The 14,950-nt window shown below is 70.7% G+C and carries 16 protein-coding genes; 6 read left to right on the forward strand and 10 right to left on the reverse strand.

The window, feature by feature from the left end:
* Positions 1-139: 139 nt before the first annotated feature.
* Positions 140-1,522: a glycine--tRNA ligase gene (locus AC0682_RS30010; protein WP_254812612.1), complete on the reverse strand. Its 1,383-nt coding sequence runs from the start codon at positions 1,520-1,522 to the stop codon at positions 140-142.
* A gap of 230 nt (positions 1,523-1,752) precedes the next feature.
* On the opposite strand from AC0682_RS30010, the gene AC0682_RS30015 reads away from it, so the two are divergent.
* The 4 genes from AC0682_RS30015 (at position 1,753) to AC0682_RS30030 (ending at position 5,084) form a co-directional block, all read left to right on the forward strand.
* Complete coding sequence (locus AC0682_RS30015; protein ID WP_478536313.1) at positions 1,753-2,799, forward strand: metal ABC transporter substrate-binding protein; 1,047 nt, start codon at positions 1,753-1,755, stop codon at positions 2,797-2,799.
* A gap of 45 nt (positions 2,800-2,844) precedes the next feature.
* On the forward strand, positions 2,845-3,627 hold the full coding sequence (locus AC0682_RS30020; protein WP_478536314.1) for a metal ABC transporter ATP-binding protein: 783 nt from the start codon (positions 2,845-2,847) through the stop codon (positions 3,625-3,627).
* Positions 3,627-4,526: a metal ABC transporter permease gene (locus tag AC0682_RS30025; protein WP_478536316.1), complete on the forward strand. Its 900-nt coding sequence runs from the start codon at positions 3,627-3,629 to the stop codon at positions 4,524-4,526. The genes AC0682_RS30020 and AC0682_RS30025 overlap by 1 nt, the downstream gene beginning before the upstream one ends.
* Before the next feature lie 123 nt (positions 4,527-4,649).
* Positions 4,650-5,084: a Fur family transcriptional regulator gene (locus AC0682_RS30030; RefSeq protein ID WP_302885880.1), complete on the forward strand. Its 435-nt coding sequence runs from the start codon at positions 4,650-4,652 to the stop codon at positions 5,082-5,084.
* Between the two features lie 60 nt (positions 5,085-5,144).
* Here AC0682_RS30030 and AC0682_RS30035 read toward each other — a convergent pair whose 3' ends face one another.
* From AC0682_RS30035 to leuA, 4 genes are all read right to left on the reverse strand, one after another.
* Positions 5,145-5,960: an isoprenyl transferase gene (locus AC0682_RS30035; RefSeq protein WP_254812608.1), complete on the reverse strand. Its 816-nt coding sequence runs from the start codon at positions 5,958-5,960 to the stop codon at positions 5,145-5,147.
* 83 nt (positions 5,961-6,043) lie between these two features.
* Positions 6,044-6,790: a DNA repair protein RecO gene (gene recO, locus AC0682_RS30040; RefSeq protein WP_376621806.1), complete on the reverse strand. Its 747-nt coding sequence runs from the start codon at positions 6,788-6,790 to the stop codon at positions 6,044-6,046.
* 53 nt (positions 6,791-6,843) lie between these two features.
* A complete protein-coding gene (locus AC0682_RS30045) occupies positions 6,844-7,548 on the reverse strand; it encodes a TerB family tellurite resistance protein (protein WP_254812607.1) in 705 nt (234 codons plus the stop codon).
* A 165-nt stretch (positions 7,549-7,713) separates the two neighbouring features.
* Complete coding sequence (leuA, locus tag AC0682_RS30050; protein ID WP_254812606.1) at positions 7,714-9,516, reverse strand: 2-isopropylmalate synthase; 1,803 nt, start codon at positions 9,514-9,516, stop codon at positions 7,714-7,716.
* Between the two features lie 295 nt (positions 9,517-9,811).
* Here leuA and AC0682_RS30055 point away from each other — a divergent pair, with 295 nt between their 5' ends.
* Together AC0682_RS30055 and AC0682_RS30060 are read left to right on the forward strand one after the other, a co-directional pair.
* On the forward strand, positions 9,812-10,891 hold the full coding sequence (locus AC0682_RS30055; protein WP_478536319.1) for a M4 family metallopeptidase: 1,080 nt from the start codon (positions 9,812-9,814) through the stop codon (positions 10,889-10,891).
* Positions 10,892-10,960: 69 nt separating this feature from the next.
* The gene (locus AC0682_RS30060) at positions 10,961-11,227 is read left to right on the forward strand and encodes a protealysin inhibitor emfourin (protein WP_478536320.1); all 267 of its coding nucleotides are present in this window, start codon (positions 10,961-10,963) and stop codon (positions 11,225-11,227) included.
* 25 nt (positions 11,228-11,252) lie between these two features.
* On the opposite strand, the gene AC0682_RS30065 is transcribed toward AC0682_RS30060, so the two are convergent.
* The 5 genes from AC0682_RS30065 to ybeY form a co-directional block, all read right to left on the reverse strand.
* Positions 11,253-12,278, reverse strand: coding sequence for a GTPase Era (locus AC0682_RS30065; RefSeq protein ID WP_254812603.1), 1,026 nt, complete (start codon positions 12,276-12,278; stop codon positions 11,253-11,255).
* Positions 12,279-12,362: 84 nt separating this feature from the next.
* Complete coding sequence (locus AC0682_RS30070; protein ID WP_478536322.1) at positions 12,363-12,716, reverse strand: cytidine deaminase; 354 nt, start codon at positions 12,714-12,716, stop codon at positions 12,363-12,365.
* An 81-nt stretch (positions 12,717-12,797) separates the two neighbouring features.
* Positions 12,798-13,154 (reverse strand): MmcQ/YjbR family DNA-binding protein, encoded by a 357-nt coding sequence (locus tag AC0682_RS30075; protein WP_478536324.1) that lies wholly within the window; start codon positions 13,152-13,154, stop codon positions 12,798-12,800.
* Positions 13,151-14,446: a hemolysin family protein gene (locus AC0682_RS30080; protein ID WP_478536325.1), complete on the reverse strand. Its 1,296-nt coding sequence runs from the start codon at positions 14,444-14,446 to the stop codon at positions 13,151-13,153. Before AC0682_RS30080 ends, AC0682_RS30075 begins: the two co-directional genes overlap by 4 nt.
* Positions 14,443-14,940 (reverse strand): rRNA maturation RNase YbeY, encoded by a 498-nt coding sequence (gene ybeY / locus AC0682_RS30085; RefSeq protein ID WP_254812601.1) that lies wholly within the window; start codon positions 14,938-14,940, stop codon positions 14,443-14,445. The genes AC0682_RS30080 and ybeY overlap by 4 nt, the downstream gene beginning before the upstream one ends.
* Positions 14,941-14,950 lie beyond the last annotated feature (10 nt).

Genomic DNA, 14,950 nt, shown 5'->3' on the forward strand with positions numbered 1-14,950 from the left:
CCCCCCCCCCCCCCCCCCCCCCCCCCTCCCCCCCCCCCCCCCCCCCCCCCCCCCCCCCCCCCCCCCCCCCCCCCCCCCCCCCCCCCCCCCCCCCCACCCGCGTACGGGAGAAGTACGCACGGAAGAAGTACGGAAAGCGTCAGCAGCCGAGCAGGCGGGCGCCGAGGTACGCCTGGATCTGGTCCAGGGAGACGCGCTCCTGCTTCATCGTGTCGCGCTCGCGCACGGTCACCGCGTTGTCGTCGAGGGTGTCGAAGTCGACGGTGACGCAGAACGGGGTACCGATCTCGTCCTGGCGGCGGTAGCGGCGGCCGATGGCGCCCGCGTCGTCGAACTCGATGTTCCAGTTCTTGCGGAGGTCCGCCGCCAGGCCCTTGGCCTTCGGGGAGAGCTGCGGGTTGCGGGAGAGCGGCAGGACCGCGACCTTGACCGGGGCGAGGCGGTGGTCGAGGCGCATCACGGTGCGCTTCTCCATGACGCCCTTGGCGTTGGGGGCCTCGTCCTCGACGTAGGCGTCGAGCAGGAACGCCAGCATCGCGCGGCCGACACCGGCCGCCGGCTCGATGACGTACGGCGTCCAGCGCTCGTTGGCCTCCTGGTCGTAGTAGACGAGGTCGGTGCCGGAGGCCTCGGAGTGCGCCTTGAGGTCGTAGTCGGTGCGGTTGGCGACACCCTCCAGCTCGCCCCACTCGCTGCCGCCGAAGCGGAAGCGGTACTCGATGTCGGCGGTGCGCTTGGAGTAGTGGGAGAGCTTCTCCTTCGGGTGCTCGTACCAGCGCATGTTCTCCTCGCGCATGCCGAGGTCCGTGTACCAGTTCCAGCGCTGGTCCATCCAGTACTGCTGCCACTCCTCGTCCTCGCCCGGCTTGACGAAGAACTCCATCTCCATCTGCTCGAACTCACGGGTCCGGAAGATGAAGTTGCCCGGAGTGATCTCGTTCCGGAAGGACTTGCCCATCTGCGCGATGCCGAACGGCGGCTTCTTGCGCGACGTCTGCTGCACCTGGCCGAAGTTGGTGAAGATGCCCTGGGCGGTCTCGGGGCGCAGGTAGGCGACCGAGCCGGAGTCCTGGGTCGGGCCGAGGTGGGTGGAGAGCAGACCCGAGAACTGCTTGGGCTCGGTGAAGGTGCCCTTGTTGCCGCAGTTGGGGCAGTTGAGGTCGGCGAGGCCGTTGACCGGGGGCTTGCCGTGCTTGTCCTCGTACGCCTCCTCCAGGTGGTCCGCGCGGTAGCGCTTGTGGCAGGAGGTGCACTCGGTCAGCGGGTCCGAGAAGGTGGCGACGTGGCCGGAGGCGACCCAGACCTCGGGGGCCAGGATGACCGACGAGTCGATGCCGACCACGTCCTCGCGCGCGGTGACCATGTAGCGCCACCACTGGCGCTTCAGGTTCTCCTTCATCTCGACGCCCAGCGGCCCGTAGTCCCAGGCGGCACGCTGACCGCCGTAGATCTCGCTGCAGGGGTAGACGAAGCCACGGCGCTTGCTCAGGCTGACGATGGTGTCGATCTTGTCGGCGGCCACGGTGCTCTCTTCATACGACGATGGAAACAAGGACAGGTGCGGCGCGAAGCGCCTCGTGGGGGGTGGTGGTCGGGAGACGGGCGGGCGAATGGTTCAGGTTACCGGCGCGCGCACCCCCTGGATCAAATCGGTGGTGGGGCACGGAACCCCGGCGGCTCCCCTATGTGACCTTCCGGGCATCTCATCAGACTTGTTGACAATCGTTTCCAGTTTTGTTGAAAATGACAGTCATGAACGTACGTCGTCTGATACCCACCACCGCCGTCGCCGGAGCAGTCGTGCTCGGCCTGACCGCTCTCTCGGCCTGCTCCACCTCCGACACGGCGGACGGGGGCAACGGAAGCGGCGGCGGTGACAAGCTGAAGGTGACGGCGTCCTTCTACCCGATGCAGTTCCTGGCCGAGCGGATCGGCGGCGAGCACGTCGCGGTCACCAGCCTCACCAAGCCGGGGGTCGAGCCGCACGACCTGGAGCTCACCCCGCGCCAGATCGGCGCCATCAGCGACTCCGACTACGTGCTCTACCTCAAGGGCATCCAGCCCGCCGTGGACGACGCGATCGTGCAGTCCGGTGTGAAGAACACCGTCGACGCCGCGACCCTCACCACGCTGGAGGACCACGGAGCCGAGGTCGACGGCCACGGCCACGGCCACGAGGGCGAAGAGGGCCACGGCCACGAGGACGAGCACGGCCACGAGGACGAGGCCCACGGGGAGCACTCCGAGGACGACGGCCACAACCACGGCCAGGACGGCGGCGCCGACCCGCACATCTGGCTGGACCCGGTGAAGTACGCCGAGGTCGCCCAGGGCGTCGGCAAGTCCCTGGAGAAGGCCGACCCGGACCACGCGGCCGACTACAGGAAGAACACCGAGGCCCTCGTCACCGAGCTGAACAAGCTCGACAAGGCCTACGAGAGCGGGCTGAAGAACACCGCCACCAAGACCTTCATCACCACCCACTCCGCCTTCGGCTACCTCGCCGAGCGCTACGGGCTCACCCAGCAGGGCATCGCGGGCATCGACCCGGAGGCCGAGCCGAGCCCGGCCCGGATCAAGGAGCTGCACACCATCGCGGCGAAGGAGAAGGCCACCACGGTCTTCTTCGAGACGCTCGCCAGCGACAAGACCGCGAAGACCCTCGCGAAGGACACCGGGCTGAGGACCGACGTCCTGGACCCGCTGGAGGGGATCACGAAGAAGTCCAAGGGCGCTGACTACATCGAGGTCATGGAGTCCAACCTCGCCGCGTTGCAGAAGGCACTCGGCGCCAAGTGACCCGCACCACCCGCACCACCTGTGACGTTCGGATCGGAGGCGCTCATGCCGGAGCGTGAGAACAGCACCCGCGAGCCCGTGGTCAGCCTGCGCGGCGCCACGGCCACGCTCGGCGCACGCCCCGTGCTCCGCGGGGTGGACCTCACCGTGCGCCGCGGCGAGGTGGTCGCCCTGCTCGGCGCCAACGGGTCCGGCAAGTCCACCGCCGTCCGGTCCGCGATCGGCCAGGTCCCGCTGACCGGCGGCACCGTCGAGCTGTTCGGCACCGAGCTGCGGCGCTTCCGGCAGTGGGGCCGGATCGGTTACGTACCGCAGCGCACCACTGCGGCCGGCGGGGTGCCCGCCACCATCCGCGAGGTCGTCGCCTCCGGCCGGCTCTCCCGTACGCGGCTGCGGTGGCCCGGGAAGGCGGACCGGGCGGCCGTGGAGCGGGCCATCGGGCTGGTGGGCCTCGCCGACCGCGCCAAGGACTCCGTGAGCGCCCTGTCGGGCGGCCAGCACCAGCGGGTCCTGATCGCCCGCGCGCTGGCCGCCGAGCCGGAGTTGCTGATCATGGACGAGCCGATGGCCGGGGTGGACCTGGCCAGCCAGGAGGTCCTGGCGGCGACGCTGCGCGAGCAGGTGGCTCTGGGCACCTCCGTGCTGCTGGTGCTGCACGAGCTGGGGCCGCTGGAGCCGCTGATCGACCGGGCCGTGGTGCTGCGCGACGGCTGTGTCACGCACGACGGCCCGCCGCCGGAGGCGCTGGGCCAGCACGCCCTGCCCGGCCACGACCACGTACACCCCCACGCGGCCGCCGAGCCCGTACGGACGGGACTGCTGACCTGATGCTGTTCGAATTCCTGAACCCGCCCTTCATGCAGCGGGCGCTCGTCGCGGCCGTCCTGGTCGGCATCACCGCGCCCGCCATCGGCATCTACCTGGTCCAGCGCCGGCAGGCCCTGATGGGCGACGGCATCGGCCACATCGCGATGACCGGTGTCGGCCTCGGCTTCCTGCTCTCCACCAGCCCCATCTGGATGGCCACCGCCGTCGCCGTGGCCGGTGCGGTCACCATGGAACTGATCCGCTGGTACGGGCACACGCGCGGCGACCTGGCCCTGGCGATGCTCTTCTACGGGGGCATGGCGGGCGGCGTCATGCTGATCAACCTCTCCGACACCGGCTCCAACGCCAACCTGACCTCGTACCTCTTCGGCTCGCTCTCCACGGTCTCCGATGCGGACGTCGTCGCCATCGCCGTGCTGGCCGCCTTCGTGGTGCTGGTCACCGTGGGGCTGCGGCGGCAGCTGTTCGCCGTCAGCCAGGACGAGGAGTTCGCCCGGGTCACCGGGCTGCCGGTGCGGGTGCTGAACCTGCTGGTCGCCGTCACGGCCGCCGTGACGGTGACCGTCGCGATGCGGGTCGTCGGGCTGCTGCTGGTCAGCGCGCTGATGGTGGTGCCGGTGGCCGCGGCGCAGCAGATCACCAAGTCCTTCAGGGTGACGTTCGTGCTCTCCGTGGTGATCGGTACGGCGGTGACCCTGACCGGCACCGTGACCTCGTACTACCAGGACGTTCCGCCCGGCGCGACGATCGTGCTGCTGGCCATCGCGGTGTTCGTCGCGCTGACCGTGCTCGCGGCTCCGCTCGCGAAGCGGCGGGCCCGGGCGAGCGCGGCGACGGGTGCGGAGTGCACCCTGGAAGTACCGGCGGCCCGCCGGGGCTCGGACGGCGCGCACGTCTGAGACCGTGTGACGCGCACGGGGTGTGACGCGCACGTGGCCGAGTGACGTGCGCGTTTGAGTACGGCGCCCGGGCGGACTGGCACAATGGCCCGACACATGTACGGGCGACACGAGGAGGCACCTGTGGCCACGGCGCCGATCAGTGGCACGAACGCAGCGCCGGTACGCGGCCGGTCCACCCGGCAGCGGGCGGCGGTGGCGGCGGCCCTCGACGAGGTCGACGAGTTCCGCAGCGCCCAGGAGCTGCACGACGTCCTCAAGCACCGCGGCGACTCCGTGGGCCTCACGACGGTCTACCGGACCCTGCAGTCCCTCGCCGACGCGGGTGAGGTCGACGTCCTGCGCACCACCGAGGGCGAGGCCGTCTACCGGCGGTGCTCGACCGACAGCCACCACCATCACCTGGTCTGCCGGCTCTGCGGCAAGGCCGTGGAGGTGGAGGGACCGGCCGTCGAGCAGTGGGCCGAGACGATCGCCGCCCAGCACGGCTACGTCAACGTCGCACACACCGTCGAGATCTTCGGCACCTGTGCGGAGTGCGCCGGAAAGAAGGCGTAAGGGACCTACGGAAGGGGCGGGCCCGGTGCTTCGTGCGCCGGACCCGCCCCTTCCCCGTACTCACTTCGCGGCTTCCGCCTCCTGCGCCCCGCCGAAGCGGCGGTCGCGCTGCGCGTACTCCAGGCAGGCCCGCCAGAGGTCCCGACGGTCGAAATCCGGCCACAGAACGTCCTGGAAGACCATCTCCGCGTACGCGCTCTGCCAGATCAGGTAGTTCGAGGTGCGCTGCTCGCCGCTGGGGCGCACGAAGAGGTCCACGTCCGGCATGTCCGGGTAGTAGACGTACTTCTGGAACGTCTTCTCGTTGACCTTCGACGGGTCGAGCTTCCCGGCCGCCACGTCCTGGGCGATGCGCTGGGCGGCGTCCGCGATCTCGGCGCGGCCGCCGTAGTTGACGCAGAAGTACAGCGTCATCCTGTCGTTGTCCTTGGTCTGCTCCTGGGCGACCTGGAGCTCCTGGACGACGGACTTCCACAGCTTGGGCATGCGGCCCACCCAGCGGATGCGGATGCCGAGTTCGTCCATCTCGTCACGGCGGCGGCGGATCACGTCCCGGTTGAAGTTCATCAGGAACTTCACCTCCTCCGGGGACCGCTTCCAGTTCTCCGTGGAGAAGGCGTAGAGCGAGAGGTTCTTGACGCCCATCTCGATGCACCCCTTGAGGACGTCCATGACGACGCCCTCACCGACCTTGTGGCCCTCGGTGCGGGGTAGCCCCCGTTCCTTGGCCCAGCGGCCGTTGCCGTCCATCACGACGGCGACGTGCTGGGGCACCAGCTCGCCGGGGATCTTCGGCGGCGTCGCGCCCGAGGGGTGCGGCTCGGGGGTCTTGTAGGTGCGCCGGTTACGGCCGCCGAGGATCCCGCGTACTGCCATGAGCTTCTCAGTCTCCCTGTGTCACTTCTTCACGTAACGCGCCGTGCTTCTTCGGGCCCGCGTGGTTCTCCTGAGGCCCCGCGTCACTTCTCCACGTACCGCAGCGAGCGCAGGCCCCGCTCCAGATGCCAGTGCAGATAGGCGGACACCAGCCCGCTGCCCTCCCTGGCATGGCGCGCCTCGCACGCGTCCGCCGTCGCCCAGTCGCCGCTGAGCAGCGCGCTCAGCAGCTCCAGGGCCTGCGCCGAGGGTACGACGCTGCCGGGGACCCGGCAGTCACCGCATATGACGCCCCCCGCCGCGACGGAGAAGAACCGGTTGGGCCCCGGCATCCCGCACTTCGCGCAGTCCTCGAAGCTCGGCGCGTACCCGTTGACGGCCAGCGAGCGCAGCAGGAACGCGTCCAGGATCAGGTGAGGGGCGTGCTCGCCCCGGGCGAGGGTGCGCAGGCCGCCGACGAGGAGCAGATACTGCTGGACGGCGGGTTCGCCCTCGTGGTCGGTGAACCGCTCGGCGGTCTCCAGCATCGCGGTGCCGGCCGTGTAGCGGGCGTAGTCGGCGACGATCCCGCCGCCGTACGGGGCGATGGTCTCGCTCTGGGTGCAGAGCGGCAGCCCGCGGCCGACCAGCTCGCTGCCGCGCGCGAAGAACTGCACGTCGACATGGGAGAACGGCTCCAGCCGGGCACCGAACTTGGACTTGGTGCGGCGCACCCCCCGGGCGACGGCGCGGACCCGGCCGTGACCGCGGGTGAGGATCGTGATGATCCGGTCGGCCTCGCCCAGTTTCTGCGTACGCAGCACGATGCCGTCGTCCCGGAACAAGCTCATGGGCCCATTGTCGCCCACCGGCCCCCGGCGGCGGCAGCGGATCCCGGCAAGCGCTACGAGGGCGTGCGGGCCGCCGCGGCGAGCAGGCGGGCGGTGTCGTCGGCCGGGAGCCGCAGGGCGCCGCCCACCGCCGTCAGGACCTCGCGCTCGGCCGGTCCGTAAGGCCCGTCGGCGAGCGCGATGCGGGCCCCCTGGAGCAGGACCGACTCACGGCCGGTGGTGGCCAGGTGCGGGGCGAGGGGGGCCAGCACCTCGTGCAGCTCGATGGCGAGGGCGGGGCCGCACGCCTCGGCCGTCGGGTCGGCCGCGGTGCCGAACCCGGCGTCGGCGGCGAGCACCTCCACCACGGTGTACAGCTGCTCCTGCGTGCAGTCGTCGAGTCCGGCGTCGCGGACGACCCCGACGGCGGTCTCCAGCACCGTACGGGAGGTGGTCCCGCCGGCCGCGAGGACGGCCAGGGTGACGGTGTGGACGGCCTCCCGGAGCATCGAGGAGAACCGGGTGGTGGTGGGGTGGTCCAGGGCGTCGGGGCCGAAGCGGACGCGGCAGGCGGCGCACTCCACGACGGGTCCCATCTCGCCCCGGCGGGCCAGCGGGATGCCGAGGACGGTGAGCCGGCGGCGGCCGGTGAGGCGGCGGTAGTTGCGGTCGCCGCCGCAGCCGGGGCAGAAGAAGGCCCCGTCGCCGACGGCGTCCCAGACCGTGCGGATGCCGCAGAGGACCGGCCTCAGAGCGCGTCGTCCTTTGGCTGACCGCACGTCGCACACCTCCGTAACGCTCCGGCGACATTGCCGTGTGCTGGACGTGATGTTAGCCACATGCGTGATGTGGCGTCAGTACTCCGGAGGTCACAACCCTCGGATATGGCCGAACCCCGACCGCCCGGAGCGGGCGATCGGGGTTCGGCTCGGCGCTGCCGGGTGTCAGCGGGATGCTCGGTTGACGGCGGAGACGACCGCCTTGAGCGAGGCACGGGTGGTGTTGGCGTCGATGCCGATGCCCCACAGCACCTTGCCGTCGATCGCGCACTCGATGTACGAGGCGGCCTGGGCGGAGGCTCCCTCGCTCATGGTGTGCTCGGTGTAGTCCAGCAGCCGGGCGTCGATGCCGATGGCCTGCAGCGCTTCGAAGAACGCGGAGATCGGGCCGTTGCCCGTGCCGGTCAGGACGGTGTCCGTGCCGTCGACGGTGGCCTCGACGGTCAGGGTGTCCCGGCCGTCGGTGTCGGTGGTGGTCTGGCCGGAGCGCAGCTGGATGCGGCCCCATCGGGCCGCGGTGTCGTCGGCGTTGGGCAGGTACTCGTCCTGGAAGACGGACCAGATCTGGGTCGGGGTGACCTCGCCGCCCTCGGCGTCGGTCTTGGCCTGAATGATCCGGGAGAACTCGATCTGCATCCGGCGCGGCAGGTCCAGCTTGTGGTCGTTCTTCAGGACGTAGGCGATGCCGCCCTTGCCGGACTGGGAGTTGACGCGGATGACGGCCTCGTAGGAGCGGCCGACGTCCTTGGGGTCGATCGGCAGGTACGGCACGGCCCACTCGATGTCGTCCACGCTCCTGCCCTGGGCGGCGGCGTCGGCCTCCATGGCGTCGAAGCCCTTCTTGATGGCGTCCTGGTGGGAGCCGGAGAAGGCGGTGTAGACGAGATCGCCCGCGTACGGGTGGCGGGGGTGGATCTCCATCTGGTTGCAGTACTCGCTGGTGCGGCGGATCTCGTCGATCTGCGAGAAGTCGATCTGCGGGTCCACCCCCTGGGAGAACAGGTTCATGCCCAGCGTGACCAGGTCCACGTTGCCGGTCCGCTCACCCTGGCCGAACAGGCAGCCCTCGATGCGGTCGGCCCCGGCCATGATGGCCAGTTCGGCCGCCGCCACCGCCGTACCCCGGTCGTTGTGCGGGTGGACGGAGAGGCAGACGTGCTCGCGGCGGGTCAGGTTGCGGGACATCCACTCGAAGCGGTCCGCGTGGGTGGAGGGCGTGGAGCGCTCCACGGTGGCGGGCAGGTTCAGGATGATCTCCCGGCCCTCCTCGGGCTGCCAGACGTCGCAGACCGCCTCGCAGACCTCCAGGGCGAAGTCCAGCTCGGTGTCGGTGAAGATCTCCGGGCTGTACTGGTAGCCGAAGATCGTCTCGGGGCCCAGGATCTTCTCCGCGTACTCCATCACCAGCCGCGTCCCGTCCACCGCGATCTGCTTGACCTGCTCCTTCGAACCGCGGAAGACGACGCGGCGGAAGGTGGGAGCGGTGGCGTTGTACAGGTGGACGGTGGCCCGGCGGGCGCCGACCAGCGACTCGACGGTCCGCTCGATCAGCTCCTCGCGGGCCTGGGTCAGGACGGAGATCGTCACGTCCTCGGGGATCGCGCCCTCTTCGATGATGGAGCGCACGAAGGCGAAGTCGGTCTCGCCGGAGGACGGGAAGCCGACCTCGATCTCCTTGTAGCCCATGCGTACGAGCAGATCGAACATCTCGCGCTTGCGGGCGGGGCTCATCGGGTCGATCAGCGCCTGGTTGCCGTCGCGCAGATCGGTGGACAGCCAGCGGGGCGCCACGGTGATCCGGTTGTCCGGCCAGGTGCGGTCGGCGATGTCCACGGCCTCGTAACCGCGGTACTTGTGGACCGGCATCCCGGACGGCTTCTGGAGCTGCGTCGTGTTGGTGACGGGCGTGGGGCGGCCGACGGCGTCGCTCGCGGGGTTCGCTGCACCGGTGGGGTTCACGGCGGTCATGGCGTAGGGCTCCTCGGGGTCCGACAGGGGGTCGGCCGACGGTGTCGCTGCACAGCACCAGACTCCGCGGGGAGGGGGTCGGCCTACGACTACAGGCCCTCGCCGCGGCAGCTAAGGAGAAGCAGCCCGAAACGCATGATGCGACGAGCCTAGCCGAGGGTGACCCGGGGTGTCGGTCCGTATCAGTATGCGGGACCGGGCGACGATGAGGGGGAAACGGTGACTCATCACTCTATTTCGTCAATCACGGTCGCAACCAGTGACATCACGGTGACGGAGTGCCACAGTCGATGGCATGCAGCCTCGAACCGAAGAGGACGGGCTGAACCCTGTCTTCTGCACCATCGTTCCGCCCCACGTCCTCGACAAGCTGTCGCACTCCGGCGACCCCCGGCTGGCCGACCCGGCCCGCCGCACCCTGGATGCCGACGGCCTCCGCCGCAACCGCCGTCGGCTGACGGCCCTGTCCACCGCGCCCGCCACCCCCACGGCGGGCGCGGTCCCCTCCAAGCCCCACCGCACCCTGTACGACTGCCGGAACGGCACGTCGCTGCCGGGCACCAAGGTCCGGGACGAGGGCGACAAGCCCACCTCGGACGCCAGCGTCAACCGCGCGTACGCCGGACTCGGCGCCACCTTCGACCTCCTGCTCTCCGCCTACGGGCGCAGCTCGATCGACGGCAAGGGGCTGCCGCTCATCGGCTCCGTCCACTACGGCCGCGAGTACAGCAACGCGTTCTACGACGGCGAGCAGATGGTCTTCGGGGACGGCGACGGGGAGATCTTCCTCGACTTCACGAACGCCGTGGACGTCATCGCCCACGAGCTGGCCCACGGCCTCACCCAGTACACCGCCAACCTGCGCTACGAGGGTCAGGCGGGCGCGCTCAACGAGTCGGTCTCCGACGTCTTCGGCTCGCTGGTCAAGCAGTACTCGCTCGGCCAGAGCGCGGAGCAGGCCGACTGGCTGATCGGCGCCGGGCTGCTCGCGCCCCGGGTCGACGGGGACGCCCTGCGCTCGATGAAGGCCCCGGGCACGGCGTACGACGACGACGTGCTCGGCAAGGACCCGCAGCCCGCCTCGATGGAGGAGTACGTCGAGACGGAGGAGGACAACGGCGGGGTCCACATCAACTCCGGCATCCCCAACCGCGCCTTCTACCTGCTGGCCAACGCCCTGGGCGGCAACGCCTGGGAGCGGGCCGGGCAGATCTGGTTCGACGTGCTGACCGGCGGTGAGCTGACGGCCACCGCGGACTTCGCCCGGTTCGCCCGGCTGACGGTCGCGGCGGCGGGGAGCCGGTTCGGGGAGCGCGGCGAGAAGGAGGCGGTCCTGAAGGCCTGGTCCGAGGTGGGCGTACCGACGGCGGAGTGAACGGCGTGACCGCCCCGGCCCCGTACGGCGGGGTTGAGGGCCCGCCCGGCCCCGGCTAGACAGGACCCCATGCGTATCCAGGTCACCCGCACCGGCGGCTTCGCCGGCATCTCCCGCACCCAGGCGATCGACACCGCGGGCCGTCAGGACGCGGCGGAGTGGGAGTCGCTCGCCGCGGAGGTCCTCGCCACCACCCCGGACGAGCCGCCGTCCGGGGTTCCGGACGGCTTCCGGTATGCGATCGCGGTCGGGGACCGCACCGTGTACTGCGCTGACCCCGATCTGACCGGGGCGCAGCGCACGCTGGTCTCACGCGTCCTGAAGGAGGGCGCGTGAGACCGGCTCCTGTCCTGCCGAGACCCTAGAAGCCGAGCTTCCGCAGCTGCTTCGGGTCGCGCTGCCAGTCCTTGGCGACCTTCACGTGCAGGTCCAGGAAGACCGGCGTGCCGAGCAGCGCCTCGATGTGCTTGCGCGACTTGGTGCCGACCTCCTTCAGCCGCTTGCCCTTCGGGCCGATGATGATGCCCTTCTGGCTGGGGCGCTCGATGTAGACGTTGGCGTGGATGTCCAGCAGCGGCTTGTCCGCCGGGCGGTCCGTGCGCGGCAGCATCTCCTCGACGACGACGGCGATGGAGTGCGGCAGCTCGTCCCGTACGCCCTCCAGCGCGGCCTCGCGGATCAGCTCCGCGACCATGACCATCTCCGGCTCGTCGGTGAGGTCGCCCTCCGGGTAGAGCGGCGGGCTCTCCGGGAGCAGCGGGGCGATCAGGTCCGCCAGCAGGTCGACCTGGCCTGCCCCTCGCCCGCCACCGCCCTTGTCCGAGGGACCGCGCCCCGCCTCTTCCTTCTCGACCGCCGAGACCGGCACGATCTCGGCCCACTCGAAGCCCAGCTCCTCCGCCAGCGCGGAGACGGCGAGGAGCTGCTCGGCCAGCGCCTTGGACTCGACCAGGTCGGTCTTGGTGATGATGGCGATCTTGGGGGTCTTCCTGATCCCCGCCAGCTCCTTGACGATGTACTTGTCGCCCGGGCCGAGCTTCTGGTCGGCGGGCAGGCAGAAGCCGATGACGTCGACCTCGGCCCACGTCGTGCGCACCACGTCGTTCAGCCGCTCGCCGAGCAGCGTGCGCGGCTTGTGGAGGCCGGGGGTGTCGACCAGGATCAGCTGCGCGTCGTCGCGGTGGACGATGCCGCGCACGGTGTGCCGGGTGGTCTGGGGCCGGTTGGAGGTGATCGCCACCTTCTGGCCGACCAGAGCGTTCGTGAGGGTGGACTTGCCCGCGTTGGGGCGGCCCACGAAGCAGGCGAAACCGGCCCGGTGGGGGGCGTCGTTCTCCGCCCGCTGGGCAGCGGCTTCTTGGTTCGGTCGAGCGCTCATGGCGACCATTCTCCCCGATCGCGGCGGCACTCCCGCACAGCGGTCCGCACGGACGCGCCGAAAGGGCCCCGCCGCTCCCGGCGGGGCCGTCCGTCAGCCCGCGGTGACGCGCAGCCGCAGGGTGCCGTCCGGGCCGGCGAGCAGCACCGGGGTGTCGGGTCCGCCCAGGTCCCGCACGGCGGCGCGGTCCTCTTCGGCGGGGGTCTCGGCGGCGGAGACGACGGCGGCGGCCTCCAGCGAGGTGGCGCCGCTGGCGACGGCCATGGCCACGGCGGTCCGCAGGGCGCTGAGCTTCAGCGACTCCAGCGCCACGGTGCCCGCCACATACGTACGCCCGGTCTCGTCGCGGACGGCGGCGCCCTCGGCCACCTGGTTGCGGGCGCGGGCGCTGCGCGCCAGGGTGACGATCTTGCGGTCCTCGGCGTCGAGGTCGGTGGTGTCGGTCATGGCACGAGCATACGAAGCGGCCGGGCGCGGTGGATCACGTGCCCCGGCGGGCAGGGTCGCCGCACGCTCCCTCCCCGGGGCCTACGGCCGGTCCAGCCGTAGCCGCTCCGCCCTGGGGAGACCGGCCACCACCAGGTCGTAGGAGTCCTCGATCAGCTCGCGCAGCAGCCGCTCCGGGACGCCGGAGACGGTCACCGTGTTCCAGTGGCGCTTGTTCATGTGCCAACCGGGCACGACGGCCGCCGGGTGCTCCTCGCGGAGGCGGACCGCGTCGTCCGGGTCGCACTTGAGGTTGACCGTCAGAGGGTCGGCGTCCAGGGCGGTGAGGGCGAACATCCTGCCGAGCACCTTGAAGACCGAGGTCTCCGGGCCGAACGGGAACTCCTCCACACTCGCGTTGAACTCCAGGCAGAAGGCGCGCAGCCGCTCGGGGGTCATACGGTCTCCGTCTCCGCTTCCTTCTCGTGGGGCTCCACCAGCACCGTGACGATCTTGTTCCGGCGGCCGGCCGGCGACTCGGCGGTGAGGCGGAGGCGGCGGCCGTCGGGCAGGTCGACGACGGCCGAGGCCCCGGCGATCGGGACCCGGCCGAGCGCCTTGGCGAGCAGGCCCCCGACGGTCTCCACGTCCTCGTCGTCGTACTCGTCGAGCCCGAAGATGTCGCCCAGGTCCCCGATGTCGAGGCGGGCGGTCACCCGGTAGCAGCCGTTCTCCAGCTCCTGGACGGGCGGCAGCTCGCGGTCGTACTCGTCGGTGATCTCCCCGACGATCTCCTCCAGGATGTCCTCGATGGTGACGATGCCCGCCGTACCGCCGTACTCGTCGATGACGACGGCGACATGGCTGCGGTCCCGCTGCATCTCGCGCAGCAGGTCCCCGGCGTTCTTGGTATCGGGGACGAAGGCGGCGGGGCGCATCGCGGTGGCGACCGGGTCGGCCTCGGAGTCGCGGTTGATGTGGGTCTTGCGGACCAGGTCCTTCAGATAGACGACACCGACGATGTCGTCCTCGTTCTCCCCGGTGACCGGTATCCGGGAGAAGCCGGAGCGCAGGGCGAGGGTGAGGGCCTGGCGAATCGTCTTGAACCGCTCGATGGAGACCAGGTCCGTGCGCGGCACCATCACCTCGCGCACCAGGGTGTCGCCCAGCTCGAAGACCGAGTGCACCATGCGGCGCTCGTCGTCCTCGATCAGCGACTCCGCCTCCGCGAGGTCCACCATGGCCCGCAGCTCGGCCTCGCTGGCGAACGGGCCCTTGCGGAACCCCTTGCCGGGGGTGAGCGCGTTGCCGACGAGGATCAGCAGCTGCGGGATCGGGCCCATGATCCGGGCCAGCGGCAGCAGGACGTACGCCGAGGCCGTCGCCGTGTTCAGCGGGTGCTGGCGGCCGATGGTGCGCGGGGAGACCCCGATGGCGACATAGCTGACGAGGACCATGACGCCCATGGCGACGGCCAGCGCCTCCCAGGTCTCCGGGAACGTCTGGAGGCAGACGTACGTGACGAGCACCCCGGCCGACATCTCGCAGGCGACCCGCACCAGCAGGGCGACGTTGAGATAGCGGGTCGGGTCGGCGGCGATCTGCGCGAGCTTCGCGCTGCCGCGCCGCCCGGACCGGACCGCCTCGTCCGCCCGGAAACTCGACGTACGGGCGATGCCCGCCTCGGCACAGGCGGCCAGCCAGCCGACGACGACCAGCAGGACGGCTCCGGTGATCAGGGGCGCGATCACGAGACGGTGGGGGCGGGTGACGGGCCGGTGAGCCCCTGCTCACCGCGCCAGCCGTCCACGATGGCGGCCTGGAGGCCGAACATCTCGGCCTTCTCGTCGGGCTCCTCGTGGTCGTACCCCAGCAGGTGCAGCACTCCGTGGACGGTCAGGAGCTGGAGCTCCTCGTCCATGGAGTGCTGCGTCGGCGCCTCCTGGCCCTGCCTCTTCGCGACCTCCGGGCAGAGCACGATGTCACCGAGGAGCCCCTGCGGGGGCTCGTCGTCGTCCTTGCGCGGCGGACGCAGCTCGTCCATCGGGAAGGACATGACATCGGTCGGGCCGGGGAGGTCCATCCACTGGATGTGCAGCTGCTCCATGGCGTCGGTGTCCACCACGATCACCGAGAGCTCGGAGAGCGGGTGGATCCGCATCCGGGCCAGGGCGTAGCGGGCGATGTCGAGGATCGCCTGCTCGTCGATCTCGGTTCCGGACTCGTTGTTGACGTCGATCGACATGGTGCGCTGC

The organism is Streptomyces sp. NPDC043746, from assembly GCF_056436485.1.